Origin of the sequence: Pedobacter aquatilis (genome assembly GCF_030409415.1) — a bacterium.
Taxonomy (GTDB): Bacteria; Bacteroidota; Bacteroidia; order Sphingobacteriales; family Sphingobacteriaceae; genus Pedobacter; species Pedobacter aquatilis.
On the sequence record NZ_JAUFPW010000015.1, the window covers coordinates 47,515 to 66,250 of the forward strand.

17 protein-coding genes are annotated in these 18,736 nt (G+C 35.3%); 1 reads left to right on the forward strand and 16 read right to left on the reverse strand.

The window, feature by feature from the left end; all coding sequences use genetic code 11:
* Positions 1–3 precede the first annotated feature (3 nt).
* The 4 genes from QWY86_RS08845 to QWY86_RS08860 form a co-directional block, all read right to left on the reverse strand.
* Entirely contained in the window at positions 4–1,221 is a 1,218-nt protein-coding gene (locus QWY86_RS08845) for an ABC transporter substrate-binding protein (protein WP_290241013.1), read from the reverse strand.
* Positions 1,222–1,366: 145 nt separating this feature from the next.
* Positions 1,367–2,899, reverse strand: coding sequence for a glutamine-hydrolyzing GMP synthase (guaA, locus tag QWY86_RS08850; RefSeq protein WP_290241015.1), 1,533 nt, complete (start codon positions 2,897–2,899; stop codon positions 1,367–1,369).
* A gap of 75 nt (positions 2,900–2,974) precedes the next feature.
* Positions 2,975–3,433, reverse strand: a complete 459-nt coding sequence (locus QWY86_RS08855) for a deoxycytidylate deaminase (protein ID WP_290241017.1) — start codon at positions 3,431–3,433, stop codon at positions 2,975–2,977.
* 62 nt (positions 3,434–3,495) lie between these two features.
* Positions 3,496–4,929 carry an MFS transporter gene (locus QWY86_RS08860; RefSeq protein ID WP_290241020.1) on the reverse strand — a complete coding sequence of 478 codons (1,434 nt, stop codon included), beginning with the start codon at positions 4,927–4,929 and terminating at the stop codon, positions 3,496–3,498.
* 143 nt (positions 4,930–5,072) lie between these two features.
* Between QWY86_RS08860 and QWY86_RS08865 the strand changes: the two genes are divergently transcribed.
* Positions 5,073–5,708: a LysE family translocator gene (locus tag QWY86_RS08865; protein ID WP_290241022.1), complete on the forward strand. Its 636-nt coding sequence runs from the start codon at positions 5,073–5,075 to the stop codon at positions 5,706–5,708.
* Between the two features lie 536 nt (positions 5,709–6,244).
* Here QWY86_RS08865 and QWY86_RS08870 read toward each other — a convergent pair.
* The 12 genes from QWY86_RS08870 to QWY86_RS08925 form a co-directional block, all read right to left on the reverse strand.
* Complete coding sequence (locus QWY86_RS08870; RefSeq protein ID WP_290241024.1) at positions 6,245–8,146, reverse strand: amidophosphoribosyltransferase; 1,902 nt, start codon at positions 8,144–8,146, stop codon at positions 6,245–6,247.
* Between the two features lie 130 nt (positions 8,147–8,276).
* Positions 8,277–9,095, reverse strand: a complete 819-nt coding sequence (gene murI, locus QWY86_RS08875) for a glutamate racemase (protein WP_290241026.1) — start codon at positions 9,093–9,095, stop codon at positions 8,277–8,279.
* A gap of 207 nt (positions 9,096–9,302) precedes the next feature.
* The gene (locus tag QWY86_RS08880; RefSeq protein ID WP_290241028.1) at positions 9,303–9,881 is read right to left on the reverse strand and encodes an OmpH/Skp family outer membrane protein; all 579 of its coding nucleotides are present in this window, start codon (positions 9,879–9,881) and stop codon (positions 9,303–9,305) included.
* Between the two features lie 58 nt (positions 9,882–9,939).
* Positions 9,940–10,470, reverse strand: a complete 531-nt coding sequence (locus QWY86_RS08885) for an OmpH/Skp family outer membrane protein (RefSeq protein WP_290241030.1) — start codon at positions 10,468–10,470, stop codon at positions 9,940–9,942.
* Between the two features lie 172 nt (positions 10,471–10,642).
* The gene (gene bamA / locus QWY86_RS08890) at positions 10,643–13,189 is read right to left on the reverse strand and encodes an outer membrane protein assembly factor BamA (RefSeq protein ID WP_290241032.1); all 2,547 of its coding nucleotides are present in this window, start codon (positions 13,187–13,189) and stop codon (positions 10,643–10,645) included.
* A 153-nt stretch (positions 13,190–13,342) separates the two neighbouring features.
* Positions 13,343–14,083 (reverse strand): undecaprenyl pyrophosphate synthase, encoded by a 741-nt coding sequence (gene uppS / locus QWY86_RS08895; RefSeq protein WP_290241033.1) that lies wholly within the window; start codon positions 14,081–14,083, stop codon positions 13,343–13,345.
* Between the two features lie 19 nt (positions 14,084–14,102).
* The gene (porG, locus tag QWY86_RS08900; RefSeq protein WP_290241035.1) at positions 14,103–14,894 is read right to left on the reverse strand and encodes a type IX secretion system protein PorG; all 792 of its coding nucleotides are present in this window, start codon (positions 14,892–14,894) and stop codon (positions 14,103–14,105) included.
* A gap of 2 nt (positions 14,895–14,896) precedes the next feature.
* Positions 14,897–15,778: an NAD kinase gene (locus QWY86_RS08905; RefSeq protein WP_290241037.1), complete on the reverse strand. Its 882-nt coding sequence runs from the start codon at positions 15,776–15,778 to the stop codon at positions 14,897–14,899.
* 4 nt (positions 15,779–15,782) lie between these two features.
* Positions 15,783–16,445, reverse strand: a complete 663-nt coding sequence (locus QWY86_RS08910; protein WP_290241039.1) for a CBS domain-containing protein — start codon at positions 16,443–16,445, stop codon at positions 15,783–15,785.
* Positions 16,445–17,209, reverse strand: a complete 765-nt coding sequence (locus tag QWY86_RS08915) for an alpha/beta fold hydrolase (protein WP_290241041.1) — start codon at positions 17,207–17,209, stop codon at positions 16,445–16,447. Before QWY86_RS08915 ends, QWY86_RS08910 begins: the two co-directional genes overlap by 1 nt.
* Positions 17,210–17,392: 183 nt before the next feature.
* On the reverse strand, positions 17,393–17,833 hold the full coding sequence (locus tag QWY86_RS08920; RefSeq protein ID WP_290241043.1) for a GatB/YqeY domain-containing protein: 441 nt from the start codon (positions 17,831–17,833) through the stop codon (positions 17,393–17,395).
* A gap of 79 nt (positions 17,834–17,912) precedes the next feature.
* On the reverse strand, positions 17,913–18,671 hold the full coding sequence (locus tag QWY86_RS08925; protein ID WP_290241045.1) for an SDR family NAD(P)-dependent oxidoreductase: 759 nt from the start codon (positions 18,669–18,671) through the stop codon (positions 17,913–17,915).
* Positions 18,672–18,736: the final 65 nt, after the last annotated feature.

Sequence of the window (18,736 nt, forward strand, 5' to 3'; positions counted from 1 at the left end):
ATTTTACTCAACAACATCTAAAGCAAAATTTTTATATCGAAGCAACATCAGGCTAGTATTGATATAACCATATTGTGCATCATGAATAAATGAGAAATTATTATGCAAACCTTTATATTTTTCTTTCGTTAAATATTCAAGGTAATCTTCGCCATAATTTGAAAGAAGTTTACTAAAATAATACCCAATATCGAATCCTTTGAATGCATATTCTCCTGGTTCGAAACCGTATTTAGCCCTGTATCTTTTGATAAAGTTAATTACGTTAGAACTTTTATAATCTATCTTATAAGAAGAACTAATTATGGTATTCATGTTCTGCAATTTATCTGTTGGATAGTTTTGTTTACTCCAAAGCGGATGACCGAATAGATTTATTGCATAACCACCAGTTGGCAAGTTTTTCAACTTGTATAATTTTTCAATTGTTGGCAACACAAATGCTCTATCTGATGAAGCAACAACTAAAGCATACTGCTTACCTTTAATCATTTTGGTTTCAAATGCGAAGGCAGAAGCATATTCTTGAACAATTAATTTACCATTTAGCTGACTTTTCAAATATTCTCGAATTGGAGAAGCAAAAGCCTCATCTTCAGTTTTTTTAGTGTTAATAATAACAACAATTGTATTGGCAGGGTTTGCATTTTTACTAATGTATGCGGCTATTTTTCTGGCGTGTAAATCAATATTGTTTACAATCGATATGAGATTCGGATTGTTAAAATCTGAAGGCTGTGAAGCTGCTAGTGGCGAAACAATATTTACATTATTAAGCTTAGCGTAATTGGTAATGTATTTTAATCCATCAGGAAAAACCGGACCAATAACCAAATTACTTTTTCTAAACTGCTCATTTTTAAAAATCGAACCAATATGAGTATTGTCATCTTGCGTATCGTAAACGCCGAGGTTAAAATTTATGCCCGATGATGCGATTGAATCTACACCCATTTTAAAACCCTGATAAAAATCAATTGGCATGGCATATTTTTCAACATCAGCCTTGCTCATTGATTTTAACTTAACATTATCAAGATTAAATGGAACGAGTAATGAAATATTTGCTGTAGATATTTTTTTTACGGTCTTTTTATCAGGTGTTTTTTCCTGTTCTGTCTTTTTTTCTGTTTCAGTTTTTGCTGTCCGTATTTTTGGAGAACAGGCTGAAAATGCTACAATAAAAAAAACCAGAAACCAATACCTATATTTTAAAACCATAATTACATTTTAACAAAATATGCTAGCAAAGTTTATTCCACCTTACTAGCATAATGTACATTTAATTCAGCTTAAACTGAAATTGAGAATTTGATAGCCAATTCCAGTAAAACTCATAATCCTTAACAGGTAACTAAACCGAATGCTATTCCCACTCGATAGTTGCAGGCGGTTTCGAGCTGATGTCGTATACAACTCTATTAATGCCTTTAACTTTATTAATAATTTCGTTAGAGATTTTAGCCAAAACGGGATATGGTAAATGGCACCAATCCGCTGTCATACCATCTACGGATTCCACAGCACGAAGCGCAATTACGTTCTCGTAAGTACGTTCATCGCCCATTACGCCTACAGATTGCACTGGCAAGAATATTGAACCTGCTTGCCAGATTTTATCATATAAACCAGCAGCTTTTAATTCATGCATATAAATCGCATCAGCTTCTTGTAATATCGCAACTTTTTCTGCTGTAACCTCGCCTAAAATACGAATACCCAAACCTGGCCCAGGGAAAGGATGGCGACCTAGAATTACATCATCAATGCCTAAAGCTTTACCAACTCGGCGAACTTCGTCTTTAAATAATGTTTTTAATGGCTCAACGACCTTTAATTTCATAAAATCTGGCAAACCACCAACATTATGATGAGATTTAATTGTAGCAGATGGGCCATTTACAGAAATAGATTCGATTACATCTGGATAAATTGTTCCCTGACCTAACCAGTTTACACCAGTAACTTCATGGGCTGCATCATCAAAAACTTCAATAAAAACGCGACCAATGGCTTTACGTTTTAATTCAGGATCGGTTAAACCTGCAAGCTGACTTAAAAAACGATCTTTAGCATCAATACCTTTGATATTTAAGCCCATATGCTTGTATTGCTCAAGCACCTGCGCATATTCATCTTTACGTAATAAGCCATTATCTACAAAAATACAATGTAAGTTTGCACCAATTGCTTTATGCAACAAAACCGCAGCTACACTACTATCAACCCCACCCGATAACCCTAAAACAACCTTATCATTACCTAAAGTTTGTTGCAATTCTGCAATCGTTATATCGATAAATGCTGTTGAAGTCCAATCCTGGCTACAGCCACAAATATCAACCAGGAAGTTTTCTAACAAAACTTTACCATCGATACTGTGCGTAACTTCCGGGTGGAATTGGATAGCATAAGTATCAGAATCTTTGATATGATAAGCGGCAACTTTAACACTCTCGGTACTTGCAATCAATTCTGCATTTTCCGGTATTTGAGTAATGGTATCCCCATGGCTCATCCATACTTGAGAATCGATGTTAATGCCTTTAAATAATTTATTCTCTTGATTTACAAAACTCAAATTTGCACGACCATATTCTCTTGTAGAAGAAGCCTGCACATCGCCACCAGATTGTTGAGCAATGTATTGAGCGCCATAACAAACCGCCAATAAAGGAAATTTTAAATGGAATTTTGTTAAATCTACCTGTGGTGCATCTTCCTGACGAACAGAATATGGGCTACCAGAAAAGATAACACCTTTTACATCAGCACTACTAATTTCAGGAAGATTATTAAATGGATATATTTCACAGTAAATATTTAGTTCGCGAACTCTACGGGCTATGAGTTGTGTAAACTGCGAACCAAAATCGACGATAATGATTTTTTCTTGCATGGGCAAAGATAGGATTTTAAGCTGAAAGCTAAAAGCCAAAAGATTAAAGAAAAACCATTATTTTGAATATTCTTTCTAGCCCGATATTAACTTCACTTCTACACCAAATTTCCTTAAAAAATCAACACCTTCATCGCTTGGCAAACCTTTATAAGCGGCATAAGATTTTGAATAATAAACCAGTTTTATTCCGGAAGACAATATTAATCTTGCACAAGCAATACATGGAGACAAGGTTGTGTACAAGGTACAACCCTCAATTTTAGAACCGTTTTTAGAGGCGTAAAGAATTGCATTTTCTTCGGCATGCAAGGCTAAAGAACAACTGCCCTTACTATCTCTTGCGCAGCCATGCTCCGGCCATTCTTCATCACAATTGTGTGTACCTGCCGGCGGACCATTATATCCTATAGAAATTATACGGGTATCTTTAGTTAAAACTGCACCAACGTGCGCACGTACGCAATGCGAACGAGTTGCCAGTTCAGTAGCAAGATTCATAAATATAGAATCGAAACTTGGTTTTTTAGTCATGCTTAAAATTAAAAAGCCACAAAAGCTAAAGCTCTTGTGGCTGCAAAAATACTTTATTAATTTTAATGACCGCCAGAAAGTTTTTTATCAAAACTAATGCCCTGCGACCTTAAAATACCGCTCACTTTCCATGCATAGAAAGCTAAATAAGCGAAACAAATAATACCTACAATATAACTGTATTGGATGCCTGTAAATTCAGAAACCGCTCCTTGAAGCCAGCTGATAATACCTCCGCCCATAATCATCATAATAAGGAAACTACTACCCTGACTGGTGTGTTTACCTAAACCACTAACGGCTAATGTAAAAATACAAGGCCATAATGTACTACAAAATAAACCTACACTTGTAATCGCGTAAACGCTTACCATTCCGGTTGTAAACATTCCGATTAACAAGGCTAAAATTCCAATAGCAGAAAAGATTAGTAGCATTCTTGCAGGGTTTCCTTTACTAGCCATATCTGCAATTATCAAGACTAAAATAATAAGTCCGTAAACATAAAATGGAGCTAAATCATGGTCAGCAATTGCATTAACAGCAAGGAAAATGCCGAATGCTAAATATGGTGCAACAAATCTTAAAATCTTCTGTGTACCTACATTATCTGTAAAAGCTTCAACAGCCCCTGTCCATCTACCAATCATCATACTTGCCCAATAAAGTGAAATATAGGGTGCAATATCATGCAGAGCAAAACCCAAATCCTTTTCCATGTAAGCAGGTAAGTTGCTAGCTGTAGATACCTCAACCCCAACGTATACAAAAATGGCAATCATACCTAACACTAATTGAGGGTATTTTAAAGCAGAGCCTTTTGCACCAACTTCTTCGGTTGTTGCCTCTACCAAAGCTGGTCTATCTGGTAATGAAGATAATTTTAAGAAAATTGCAACAGCGATAAATGCTACACCCAATATCAAATAAGGTACTTTAACACTTTCAATGCTAATATTCGAACTTGCATTTGCAGCCGAACCGAAAATTGCAAAACTTACAATAAGTGGTCCGATAGTAGTACCGAAGTTATTAATACCACCTGCTAAAGTTAAACGCTGTGAACCAGTATTAATTGGCCCTAATGCTATTGCTAAAGGATTAGCAACCGTTTGCTGTAGCGAAAATCCTAAAGCAACTATAAATAATCCTGAAAGCATTAATGCAAATGAACCGGTATTTGCAGCAGGGTAAAATAACAAGGTACCAACAGCCGAAATAACCAAACCTAATGCTAATGAATTTTTATAGCCTAATTTATTTACGATATCCTGTTTCATTAAAACAGAAATTCCGTTGTAAATTAAGGCTCCAACTGTATAAGCAATATAAAATGCTAATGAAACCAGCTGACTTTCGGCCTGAGATAAATCGAAAGCCTTTTTGAAAACGGGTATTAAAATATCATTACTTGCGGCCACAAAGCCCCAAAAAAAGAAAACGGTAACCAAGGGTATAAATTGCCCCCACTTGGTTTGTACTTGTTCTTTGCTCATTTTTAAATTTAGTTTTAGTGGGGCTAAACTTAAATAAAAAAAAATTAAAAAACGGTTATTTTGAAACAACACCTGTAACAAAATTAAAGTTGATTTGTTAAGCTTTAAATTGCATATTCGCATATTCATAAACAACAGAATGCATGTTTGAAGCCATATTGTTAGGTATAGGGGCAGGGATAATTTCATCGTTTTTAACAGGGCCGGTATTTTTTGCAATGATTAAAACCAGTATAGAAAGGGGCTTCAAAGCTGGCTTTTCTTTAGCATCTGGGGTAATTATTAGTGACATCATTTTAATAGGTATTGTGTTATATGGTAGCCAATTTTTTAATTACCAAGCCAATATTGATAAATTTGATAAGTACGTGGGTATAATTGGCGGCGTGTTTTTACTTGCCGTTGGCATTTATTATTTAGTGGCTAAAACCAGAGTTCAATACCAGGATAATGCAATCCAAAAAATCAGTAAACGGGGTTACGTAATAAAAGGTTTCTTAATGTGCATCTTAACGCCATCAACACTTATGTTTTGGATAGTTGTAAGTGGCATAATTTCAATAAAACTAAATAATAAACTAAATGAGATGTTAGTTTGCTGTATCATCGCTATGATTACACAACTTACCGTAGATGGCTTTAAATGCTTTTATTCGAGTAAATTAAGATACCGAATAAACGAAAATTCGCTTACCAAATTAAATAAAGTTGCGGGTGTAATTATTATTATTTTTGCCTCGTGGCTAATTATAAAAACATATTTTCATTACTACGTTTAAAAATTGTACTGTCAACACGAGTCACTATACTTCGAATTTGGGCAAGAGAACGAGATCAAAATTGCCGGGGTAATCATCATTTTCTTTGCCATTTGCTGATGTACAAAACTTATATCCAGTTTATGCATGAAACTAACTCTATTGTCATTGCGAGGTACGAAACAATCTTACAACCATAGGTTTTGTTGCCAAACACCAGCAACCACCTAAATTAGAAGAAACATATTTATTTGAAGCGCAAAACCTGTACAAATCGGTTTCGATAATCCCGCCATCGCTTCAAGTCCTCATTTCGCTATGCTACATTGTGGGCTTTCCGCTTTGTCGGGGCTATTTAGCTTAAGCTTGTGCAAGAAGCTAAGTGCGGTCGTCATTGCGAGGTACGAAGCAATCTTACAACCCTGGGTTTTTAATATAACGCTTTAAGATTGCTTCGTGCCTCGCAATGACGGAAATGTGCCAAAAAGCCGGGCTGCAAAACTAAAAAGGGCAAAAACTTTCGTCTTCACCCTATAATAATTTATAGATTTAAAAGCTTAGTAAGCTCTTTGATTATTTCCTTCTTTCCAATTGATAAAAGCCTTGTTTACAACTTTATTACCGCCCGGTGTTGGATAATTACCAGAGAAATACCAATCGCCTTTATTTTTCGGACAAGCCTCGTGCAGGTTTTCCAAGCTTTGGTAAATCACTTCAACCTCAGCAACCGTGCCTTTGGGCGTAATAATCTGGGCAATTTTTGCAGAAATTTCTTCAGGTGTAAAAGGCTTATAGATTTCCTTTACATGGTTTACAATTTCTTCTTTAGGCAACAATAAGGAAGCTTTACATTTTGCGTAAACATCTTCTATTACCTGCCACATGCCACGTTCGGTTAGCAATTGTATTGCTGCATCAAAAGCCACAAACTGCCCCATCCTACTCATATCTATACCATAACAATCCGGGTAACGGATTTGAGGAGCAGAAGAAACAATAATAATTTTCTTAGGATGCAACCTATCAACGATTTTGATGATGCTTTGCTTAAGCGTAGTACCTCTTACGATTGAATCATCGAGCGCTACTAAAGTATCCTGATGATTATTGATAATTCCGTAAGTAGTATCATAAACGTGGGCAACCATTTCACTTCTATCCGCATCTTGCGTAATAAAAGTACGAAGCTTAACATCTTTAACCGCAAGCTTCTCAACCCTTGGTGCTAACGATAATAATTCTTCAAGCTGCTCATCTGATAATTCTTCCTTTTTATGCAAAAGAATATCTTTCTGATGTCTGCGAACATATTGCTGAACACCATCTACCATACCAAAAAAGGCAACTTCTGCCGTATTGGGTATGAAAGAAAACACTGTATTTTTTAAATCGTAGTTTACGGCCTGAAGAATTTTATCGCTTAATAAACGACCAAGTTGCTTGCGTTCGCGGTAAATTTCTACATCGCTACCTTTTGAAAAGTAAATACGTTCGAAAGAACAAGATAAACGCTCAGTAGGTTCACGGAATTGCTCCATACTTACCTCGCCGTTTTTCTTGATGATTAAAGCATGACCCGGGTCAATTTCCTTAACATCTTTAAACTGAATGTTGAAAGCAGTTTGTAATGCCGGTCTTTCAGAAGCTGCTACTACAATCTCATCATCGTAGTAATAATAAGCCGGACGAATACCAGCCGGGTCTCTCATAATGAAAGAATCGCCGTTACCAACCATACCACAAATAGAATAGCCGCCATCCCAGGTTTTAGCCGAGCGACGAAGAATATTGGCTACATCTAAATTATCAGAAATTTTATGCGTGATGGCAATGTTATCGTGTCCTTCTTTTTTATATTTATCAAAAAGGTCTTGATTTTCATCATCAAGGAAGTGACCGATTTTTTCTAAAACCGTTACGGTATCTGCTTTTTCTTTTGGATGCTGACCCAACTCGTACAATTGCTCCAGTAATTCATCAACATTAGTCATGTTGAAGTTACCGGCAATAACAAGGTTACGTGTCATCCAGTTGTTTTGCCTTAAAAAAGGATGGCAATTTTCGATACTGTTTTTACCATGTGTACCATAACGCAAATGGCCCAATAACACCTCGCCAATAAAGCTAACGTTGTTTTTGAGCCACTCTGTATCCTGCATTAGTTCGGGTGTATTTTCCTGAATATCAACAAACTTGTTTTGTACATATTCAAAAATATCTGCAACCGCGTTCGAAGCCATGCTCCGATATCGGCTGATGTATCTACTGCCGGGTTTCATATCCAGTTTAATGGTTGCAATACCTGCGCCATCCTGGCCTCGGTTATGCTGTTTTTCCATTAAAAGGTATAATTTGTTAAGGCCGTAAAGTGCTGTACCGTACTTTTGCTGGTAGTAAGAAAGTGGTTTTAACAGGCGAATAAAAGCGATTCCGCATTCGTGTTTTATCTGATCACTCATTGTGTGGGTTTGAAGCCGCAAAGTTATCCTTTTAAATACTCACAACCTAAACAAAAATGTTTTCTTTTGTCACAAAGGAGTTAATTTGGATTAACTATTTAATACTACGATTTATAGAAATCACTTTATGCTACATTTTATCTGATTTCAATTCCTCACCAAAAAATATTGAAGCATTTTTATTGAATACAGTACAATCACCGCTGGTGTAAAATTGCCTTTGTTTGCTTCTCCCAAGTCTCTCTTCCATTTCAGGATGCCTACTCAAATAATCTGCAAGGCTTTCAGCTACAATTTCACCCTGTGTTAAAATATTAATATAATCAGGAAAAATAGCCCTTAGCTTTGGCATAAGTAACGGATAATGTGTACAGGCCAATAAAACACAATCAATCTCGCTAGATTGCGCCATCAAAGCATCTGCATATTCTTTTACAAAAAAATCTGCTCCGGTTTGCAAGTGTTCATTATTCTCGATTAATGGAACCCACATTGGGCAGGCTTGCTGAAAAACCTTTACATCTGGAAAAAATTTATTAATTTCTAACAGGTAAGATTCTGAATTTATTGTTCCTCGAGTACCCATTACACCAACGTTCTTACTTGTTGTATATGCGTCAATAACCTCTGCCGTGGGACGAATTACACCTAATACTCTCCTATCTGGATATTTTGCAGGCAAATCCTTTTGCTGAATCGTTCTTAAAGCTTTAGCAGAAGCTGTATTACATGCCAAAATAACCAGTTTACAACCCTTGGCAAATAACCATTCAACGCACTCTAGAGTATACCGATAGATTGTATCAAAAGAATGGTCGCCGTAAGGGGAACGGGCATTATCACCTAAATAAATATAATCGTATTCTGGTAGCTTTTCTGCTATCGAACGAAAGACCGTTAAACCCCCATATCCTGAATCGAAAATACCTATTGGTGATGATTGCTGCATGATAAAGTTTAAATGTTGGAAAACTGTAAAGTTAAAAGGTTTTTTAAAATTTAGCAGTTGTAAAGTTAAAAGGTTTGAAGGTTGAAATCATGAACTTTCAGACTTTTAACATTTAAACATCCCAACTTAAACAAAAAAACGGAACTAAGTTAAACCTAGTTCCGTTCGATACTTTAAGCTAAGAGACTAATGGCTCTTCACTAAAGATTATTTTTTGGGAGCAGCTGGTTTTGCTGCAGTTGCAGAAATACCTAATTTAGTTTTTACAGCAGCAGTAATATCTTCGCCACCATCCCAGAAAATTAAGTTGTTACCACCTTGTCCATTTGCTGTATCAAATACATAAGCTAAACCTTTTTCTTTAGCTACAGAATTTACTGCACTAGCTACTTTAGTATTAATTGGCTGAATTAATTCTGCTTGTTTAGTACCTAAATCTTGTTGAGCTTTAGTTTGAGCATCACCAATACGTTTTTGTAAATCTTGCAATTCTGTTGCAGCAGTTTGTAATTCTTTATCTACTGTTTCTTTGTTAGCCTCGCTACGTGTTTTTTCTTTAGCTTGTGCAGCTGTCAATTTAGATTGATATTCTTTAATCATCACATCTATTTCAGCTTGCTTAGTTTTACTTAAGTTTTGTAAAGTAGTTTCTGCTGTTTTAGATTCAGGTAAGTTTGCAAATACCTCTTCTGAATTTACGTGACCAATCTTTTGCTGTGCATTTGCCATATTCGCTGTAAACAATAAACCTGCTGCTACAAAGAATACGTTAATTAACTTTCTCATTTCTATTTTACTTTTTATTTTTTTAATTGTTTTTCCTTTTTTTTCGAGGGCGAATATACTAATTTTTTACAGCCCCTGGTTTGTAGCCCAATTTTACAATTACATCATTACTTACATCATAACTGCTACTTGCATAAATCATCATAGTAGCTTCACTGCTTTTGTCGAAAATGAAATCTAAAAATTTTGCTTTGGCAATTTGCTTAATCACATCAGCTACTTTATCCTGAATAGGTTTGATTAACTTAATGCGACTTTGAAACAAATCTCCGTCAGGACCAAACTTTTGGCGCTGAAATTCTTTAGCTGCCTTTTCCTTTTCAATAATTTCGTTTTCCCTGCGTTTGCGCATATCATCAGTTAATAAAACCTGATCGGCTTGATATGCTTTATACATTCTGTCGATTTCACTGAAATTCTGGTCAACCTGTTGTTGCCATTGTTTAGAAGCTACTTCCAATTGACTTAATGCAGATTTATATTCTGGCATTTGTTTAAGGATGTACTCTGTATCTACATAAGCAAACTTCTGGGCAAAAGCGCCAAAAGTTGTGCAAAGTAAAAATGCGATTAAGAAATACTTTTTCATCAGTTATTAATTGTTTTTTAAGGTGATGAAGCTACCATGATTTTATCGCATGAAAAAATAATGGTGGTTTCATTTGTGTGTGTTTTATTGTTTCTTGCAAAAACTAAGCCATGTATAAACTCAACTTAGAATGTTTTATTGCATATTTATTTATTTTTTTAATCATAAACAATTAAAATCCACCTAATTGTTGTGCGATACTGAAGTGGAACTGGCCTTTGTTCGAATCAGGCAAACCTGGAATTGCATCGAAACCATATCCATAATCGATTCCTAACAAACCGAAAATAGGTAAGAAAATACGAGCGCCCACACCAACTGATCTTCTAATATTAAACGGATTAAAATCAGCAAATCTATTCCAGGTATTACCACCTTCAGCAAAAGCTAAAACGAAGGCAGTTGCCTGCTGACTTTTAATTACCGGATAACGTGCCTCTAAAACATATTTAGTGTAAATCGGACTACCAGATGATTGTGCAATACTAGGGTTTGAACCTACCGGAATAACTGTATTGTTTGCGTAACCACGCATAGCGATTAACTCTGAACCTTGTAAAAAGTCGAAACCTTGCATACCATCGCCACCTAATTTGAAACGCTCAAACGCTGATTGACCTGTAGCTGCCGTATATTGACCTAAGAAACCAAATTGAGCTTGTGCTTTGATTACGAATTGTCCGCCAACACGTTGGTACCATTGCGAATCAAATTTCCATTTGTGGTACTCTGTAAATCTGTATTTTGTTTTATCAGATGCCGTTGCATAGTTAACACCATTAAACAATGAGTATGGCGGGGTAGCCTGTACAGTAAAACGAATAAATGAACCAGATAAAGGATAAATTGGCGAATCTCTCGAATCGCGACTAATCTCCTGAGATAAGTTTAAGTTATAAGATGTACCTGTGCTAAATAAAAATCCAGGGTAGTTTTGAAGGATATATTGCTGTAAACTCACCGCGTGACTTAACTGGAAGTAGTTATCAGGCCAGTTTAATCTTCTACCCAAACTCACCGTAACACCATTTAAACGGATTTTAAAGTAATTTGGATTGCTAGAATCACCAATACCACTAGATTGAAGCGAAGTAAAAGCACTTACACCGAAACTAACTGGTTTCTCACCACCAAACCAAGGTTGTGAGAAAGAGAAACTATAAGACTGGTAAAATTTACCATTGGTTTGTCCACGTAAACTTAATTTTTGTCCATCACCTTTAGGCAATGGTTTATAAGCTTTTAAATTGAATAAATTTCTTAAAGAGAAGTTATTGAAGGTTAAGCCCAATGTACCAATGATACGGCCACCACCAAAACCACCTGATAACTCAATCTGATCTGAAGGTTTTTCTTCTACAGCATATTCAATATCAACTGTTCCATCTGCAGGGTTAGGGCGAGGTGTTGGAACAGTTTTTTGCTCATCAAAGTTACCTAACTGTCCAATCTCACGAACGGTACGAATTAAATCGCTTTTGCTAAATTTTTGTCCCGGTTTTGTACGAATCTCACGTAAAACAACCTTATCATTTGTTATGGTATTTCCTTTTAATGTAATACGGTTATTGGTATATTGGGGACCTTCGTAGATGCGCATTTCAACATCAACTGTATCGTTATAAATTTTTGTTTGTACCGGATCAATATTGAAAGTTAAATAACCATTATCAGTATACAAACTATTGATATCGCCACCATTCTCGCCACCACCATTAATTTTTTTATCAAGTTTATCTTCACTAAATACATCACCTTTCTGAATAGAAAGCACTCTATTTAAAACATCTGTATTGTAAATGGCGTTACCAGCCCAGGTTACATCACCAAAATAGTATTTTTTACCTTCGTAAATATCCATTTTAATATTTACCTTTTTACTGTTATACTGATAAATACTGTCTTTTAAAAGTTCAGCATCGCGATAGCCTTTTTCGTGAAGTTTGGCTATCATTTTAATTTTATTTTCTTCGTATTTTTCTTTACTGAATTTTCCAGAACCCCAGAAACGCCACCAAGCAAATTGCTTAGGATTTTTTAGATATTTACGAAGTTTAGCTGCTTTGAAATCTTTGTTTCCTGTAAAATCGATATGCTGAACCTTAACCCTGCTCCCTTTATCAATATCAGCAACTAAAATTACGCTATTTTCAGAATTTGGATCTTTGCGTGTAGAATAATTTATCTTGGTAAAGAAAAAGCCTTTATCTAATAAATATTTTTTTGCTATTGCAGAAGTAGTGTTATATAAGTTATCGTTTACAATTTTACCAGTCTTATCATTCAGTTTCTCCTGAATGGCAGTTCTTTCAGATTTACGAACACCCTTTAACTCAATTGAACTTAATCGAGGGCGTTCATCAACATCAATTTCGAAGTAAACTGTATCCTGAACAAATTTTTCGATATTTAATTTAATATCATCAAATAAGCCCTGAGCCCAAAGTGTTTTAATAGCTTCAGCTGTTGCATCGCCCGGTAAAACTATTTTATCGCCTTTGGCTAATTTAGAAAGTGTAATTAGCACTTCTTTATCCAGATATTCAGTTCCGATAATTTTTACACCACCAATTATATATTCCTTTGGACTAAAGTAATCTAAATCCAGGTTACCAACCTTTAAAGAAGGGGTTACAGGAGCCTGGGTTTGCGGACGTATTTGAGCAAAGGCCGGAGCGGCTAAAAATAACAGGATTAATACTTGAAATATTCTTTTCATTAAAATAATTTGTTCAGTAATGGCCACGAAGGTAACATTGTTTTACTAAGCAAAATTGCTTTAGTTTTCTTACCTTTTTGTGTGGTTACATTTATCGTATAAAAGTGGGGCTAAGTTAATTTAAACCCTTGTTAAAAAGTGTTAAAAGAAAAATTAGTTTAATTGTTCGCTAATTTTACCGAATCGACGTTCGCGTTTTTGATAATCTACGATGGCTTCAAAAAGATTTTCTCTTCTGAAATCAGGCCATAAAACATCTGTGAAATAAAACTCTGTATAAGCCATTTGCCAAAGCAGATAATTACTTATGCGATGCTCACCACTAGTTCTTATCATTAACTCCGGATCTGGAATATTCACTGTAGTTAATTGAGAAGAAAAAAGATTTTCATCAATATGGTTAATATCAAGATTATTATCCTTAACGGCAGCAGCTATTTTCTTTGCAGCATTTACAATTTCCCATTTAGCACTATAGCTTAAAGCTAATGTTAAGGTACATTTTTCATTATGAGCAGTTTTATCCATCGCCTCCTTCAAATCATTAATACATTCTTGAGGTAGCGATTCGATATTGCCGATTGCATTCAACTTGATGTTGTTCTTATTTAAAGTTTCGGTTTCCTTATTTATGGTAGAAATAAGAATTTGCATTAAAGCATCAACTTCTTCTTTAGGGCGGCTCCAATTCTCGGTAGAAAATGCATAAAGCGTTAGGTATTCAATACCAACTTCCACACAACCTTCTACAATATCTTTTACAGATAACACACCCTGCTCATGGCCGAAAACCCGCATTTTTCCCTGACCTTTTGCCCAACGACCGTTGCCATCCATAATTACGGCAATGTGCTTTGGCAGGCGGTTATAATCTATTTGTTCTTTAAATCCCATTAATTATGTCAAAATCAGCTTAAAAGGAATAGCATTTTGAGGATACAAAGGTAAAAGATATGCCAACACTAACAAATAGATAAGTGTCCCTTTTTCTAAAATCTCCTCTTTGTGTTCCAGGTGCACCTGTTTGGTTGAGAGATGGATCGCTTAAATTTAACGGCGGATTACCTACTAATACTTGATTTGCTGGATAAACGCCGCTTACATCATCTAAATAATCGGTAAACGCAGTACGGTAACCTAACTCGGTAAAAATGCTCCAGGTATCCTTATAATTATATTTTATACCACCACCAAATGGAATGGTTAGCACTGTATTTCTATATGCATTAGATTGCCCTTCAGTAGCGAGATAATCTAACCTGTATTTCTCCCCATCATACTTTACACTTGGTTTAAAATTTACAAACCCTACACCGCCAAACAAATAAGGGGTAAATCTTCTATTACCACCATTTATGGAATAATCGAAAAAATTAAAATCAAGTATTGCTGCACCTTCATTTAATGTTGTTTTAAAACTTAGGTTGCGTTCTCTAAATTGCTCATTACTTGAGTGGGCATCATTAGCTTTAATTTGACCATAATTGTACATAGCCCTAACTCCTAAATAGGCATTAAAATTACGTTTTACAAAAAGGCCTCCATTTAAACCGCTTACCTGAACAGGATTATTTTGATTGAGATCGCCAATGTAACCTGCACCACCAGCCTGTAAACCAATTTCCCAGGTAGCAAAATACTGTGCCTGTACAAAGGGTGTAATAAGCATAAAAAGGATGAAAAAGCTTAATCGGTTTTGCGTCATACTTAATAGTTACGGGTATCTATGCCCCATAATAATTTATTCCTTAACGTGTTTAAATAAGTTTCATTGTTAAGGCGAATAAGATTAACGCAAAAATCTGCTTTTTTTATAGATATTTTTACTGAGCGTTCAACAGTAACAGTTCGGCTATCGCAAGAAACCAAAAACTTAGATTCTCTGGCCTCAACCTCGAATGATAATGAGCTATTATCAGGCAAAACCACTGGCCTTACATTGAGATTATGTGGTGCAATTGGTGTAACCACAAAGTTTTTAGAATCTGGATAAATAATTGGTCCACCACAACTTAAAGAATAAGCTGTTGAACCTGTTGGTGTGGCAATAATTAATCCATCTGCCCAATACGAGTTGATGTATTCATTATTCATTTTAGCATGAATAATCATCATTGCAGAGTTATCACGACGATGAATGGTAATGTCATTAAGTGCAAAATTTTCTTCTCCAAACAATCCGTTTTCAGATTCAAGCAATAAAAGGGAACGCTCATCTAAAGTATATTCGCCGTTTATCAAGGCAGTTAAGGCAGATTCAATTTCCGTTTTATTTATGCTGGCTAAAAAACCCAACCTTCCAAAATTAATACCAATTACAGGGATACCAGAATTGCGAATTAAAGAAAGTGTATCGAGCAATGTTCCATCGCCACCCAAACTTAGCAATACATCGGCAAGTTCCTTTAATTCCTTATGGTTATGAAAAGTTACGGTATTGGCAGGTAATTTAATTTTGCCGTGAAGCGAGTTTTTGAACTTATAGTGAAGAACTGGCTGTATATTATGGCTTTTTAAATGATTGAAAACTTCCTGTACATAAGGCAAAACTGTATCATTAAAGTCTCTACCATAAATTGCAATTCTCATAAAATTAAACGTTTAAATAGTTCATAAAAGAATCGTAACGTTCTTGAGAACCATCATCAACTTGTGTATTATTATATACTTCTTTAACTTGATAATCGTATCGTTCGAAAGAAGCAACTAAAGCAGTAATTTCTGTTTTATTTACCTTCAAGGTTACTTCCAAGCGTGTAGAATTTTCAAAAGAATTTACATAAGATGATAAAATTTGAGCATTATCAGCCTCAACAATTTGTGAAATGTGTGCTAATGAATTATCTCTGTTGCTAATTTCGAGTACAATAATACCTCCAGGTTCATTAACCGCGTAAATTTCTGCAACTGCAGTAACCATAGTATTTATCGAAATTAAACCAACGTAGTTTTTCTGAGCATCCACAACAGGAACGGATGTTAATTTTAAAGTGCTTAGCAATTTAATTACATCGTATGTATGCGCATTTGTTAAAACAAAAGAATTTAACAGGTTAAAAGAAGAATCTTTTATTAAAGCTTGTGTATTTCTAATTTCTAGCAAATCATCTTCCGCAAGCAATCCTAAAAACTGATTACCATTGATAACCGGCATATGTTTAAGCTTAAACTCGTTCATACGATCTAAAGCTTTCTGCACTGTATCTTCAGTTTTTAATGGATGTATAGCATTCGATATGATTTCTTCGGCAAACATTACTTCAATAATATTCTATCTAAAAATTTCTGTAAAAATACGTTAAATATTTCAGGATGCTCCATCATTGGCGCATGCCCGCATTTATCAACCCAGTTAAGTTCTGAGTTTGGTAATAACTGATGAAATTCTTCTGCAACTTCCGGAGGTGTAACTTTATCGTTTTTACCCCAAATCAAAGAAACAGGTATAGTAATTTTTGTTAGCTCTTTAGCCATATTATGCCGTATAGCTGATTTAGCCATCGTAAGAATTCTAATTACTCTAGATCTATCGTTAACAGTTTTAAATACATCATCAACAAGTTCCTTTGTTGCCGTTGCCGGATCGTAAAATGTAAACTCAACCTTTTCCTTAATATAATCGTAGCTTTCTCTTCTCGGAAAGGAGCCGCCAAAAGCATTCTCATATAAACCTGAACTGCCAGTTAATACCAAAGCTTTTACAAATTCTTGATGCGCTACGGTAAACACCAAGCCAACGTGGCCACCTAAAGAATTTCCAATAAGCACAACCTGGCTTAAGTTTTTAAACTTTAAAAAACGATGAAGGTATCTTGATAGCGCCTTAACACCTAATGTTAAAATTGGTAGTTCATAAATCGGAAGAATTGGGACAACAACGTGGTATCTATCTTTAAAACGATCTAAGACAGGCTCCCAATTACTCAATTCGCCCATTAAACCATGAAGCAACACCAATGTTTCACCTTTTCCGGCTTCTATATATTTGAATCCTTCTTCTTCTATTACCTGATAGTTCATATATTAATTGATGGTATTGTAATACTAAGTTAGTAGAGTAAAATTAAATTTTGGCATTTATATGCCATTTTTCTGAAATAAAATTAAAAACGGTTCAAAAACTACCCAAAAAGCATCGAAATGACCTTTTTTATATCTCATTTTCACTTTTGGTCTTTCAGATATCGTCTTCCACCTCTTAGTCTAATTCAACTTCTCTTTAACTATTTCAGCAATTAACTTACCATCGGCCTTGCCTGCTAAAGCTTTGTTTGCCAATCCCATAACCTTGCCCATATCTTTAACTGATGTAGCACCAGATTGTTTGACAACATCTTCTATAATTGCGGCAACTTCTGCTCTATCTAATTGCTTAGGTAGGAATTGATTTATAACTTCTATTTCCTCTTCTTCTACTTTAAATAGATCTTCGCGATTTTGCTGCTTGTAAATATCAGCCGATTCGCGACGTTGTTTAATCAGCTTTTGAAGAATCTTTAATTCCATTTCTTCTGTAATTTCTTCTGTTGCGCCTTTTTCCGTTTTAGCCAAAAGTATAGCAGCTTTTATCGCTCTTAAACCTCTAAGTTGAGCATCGTTTTTAGCCAACATGGCCTTTTTTATTTCTTGATCAATCTGTATCATCGTTTTTTAGTTTTTTGGGTGTTTTGTTTTTAGTATTTGCATGTTTGGTAAACAACTACATCACTAAAAAACCAAACAACTACTTCCTATTAATCATTGTTCCGGTTGCTTGTGCACTCGGCATAATTAACATATCGTTTATATTTACATGTTTCGGTCTGCTTACTACGTACCAAATTGCATCTGCAATATCATCTGCAATTAAGGGTTCAAAATTTTCATAAACCTTTTTCGCTCGTTCTTCATCTCCCTTAAAACGAACGACAGAAAATTCTGTTTCTACAGCACCAGGATTGATAGAAGTTACCTTAATTTCATGTTGCAATAAATCGATTCGCATGGCTTTTGTTAATGCATCAACAGCATGTTTACTTGCGCAATAAACATTTCCGTTAGGATAAACTTCTAGTCCGGCGATTGAGCCGATGTTAACTATATGTCCGGATTTATTTGGCACCATCCAGTTTGAAACAACTTTGGTAACGTACAATAAACCCTTAACATTGGTATCAATCATATTATCCCAATCGTCGGTATTACCCTTATCTATCGGCTCCAAACCTTGACTTAAGCCTGCATTATTTACCAAAACATTAACCTGTTTCCATTCATTTGGCAAGGCCTCCAACAAATCCGTAATTGTATTTTTATCCCGAACATCGGCAACAATTTGTTTAATGGTAATTGCATATTTATTCTCCAGATGATGAGAAACATTGGTTAAACGTTCTTCACGACGAGCTACCAAAATTAGGTTGTAGCCATTTTGAGCAAATATGTGAGCACAAGCCTTGCCAATGCCAGAAGTTGCACCTGTAATTAAAGCTATTTTAGACATTTTTCTTTATGAACTTGTATAAGCAATGCAACAAACATTACCTAAACTATGGCAACAAAGGTAAG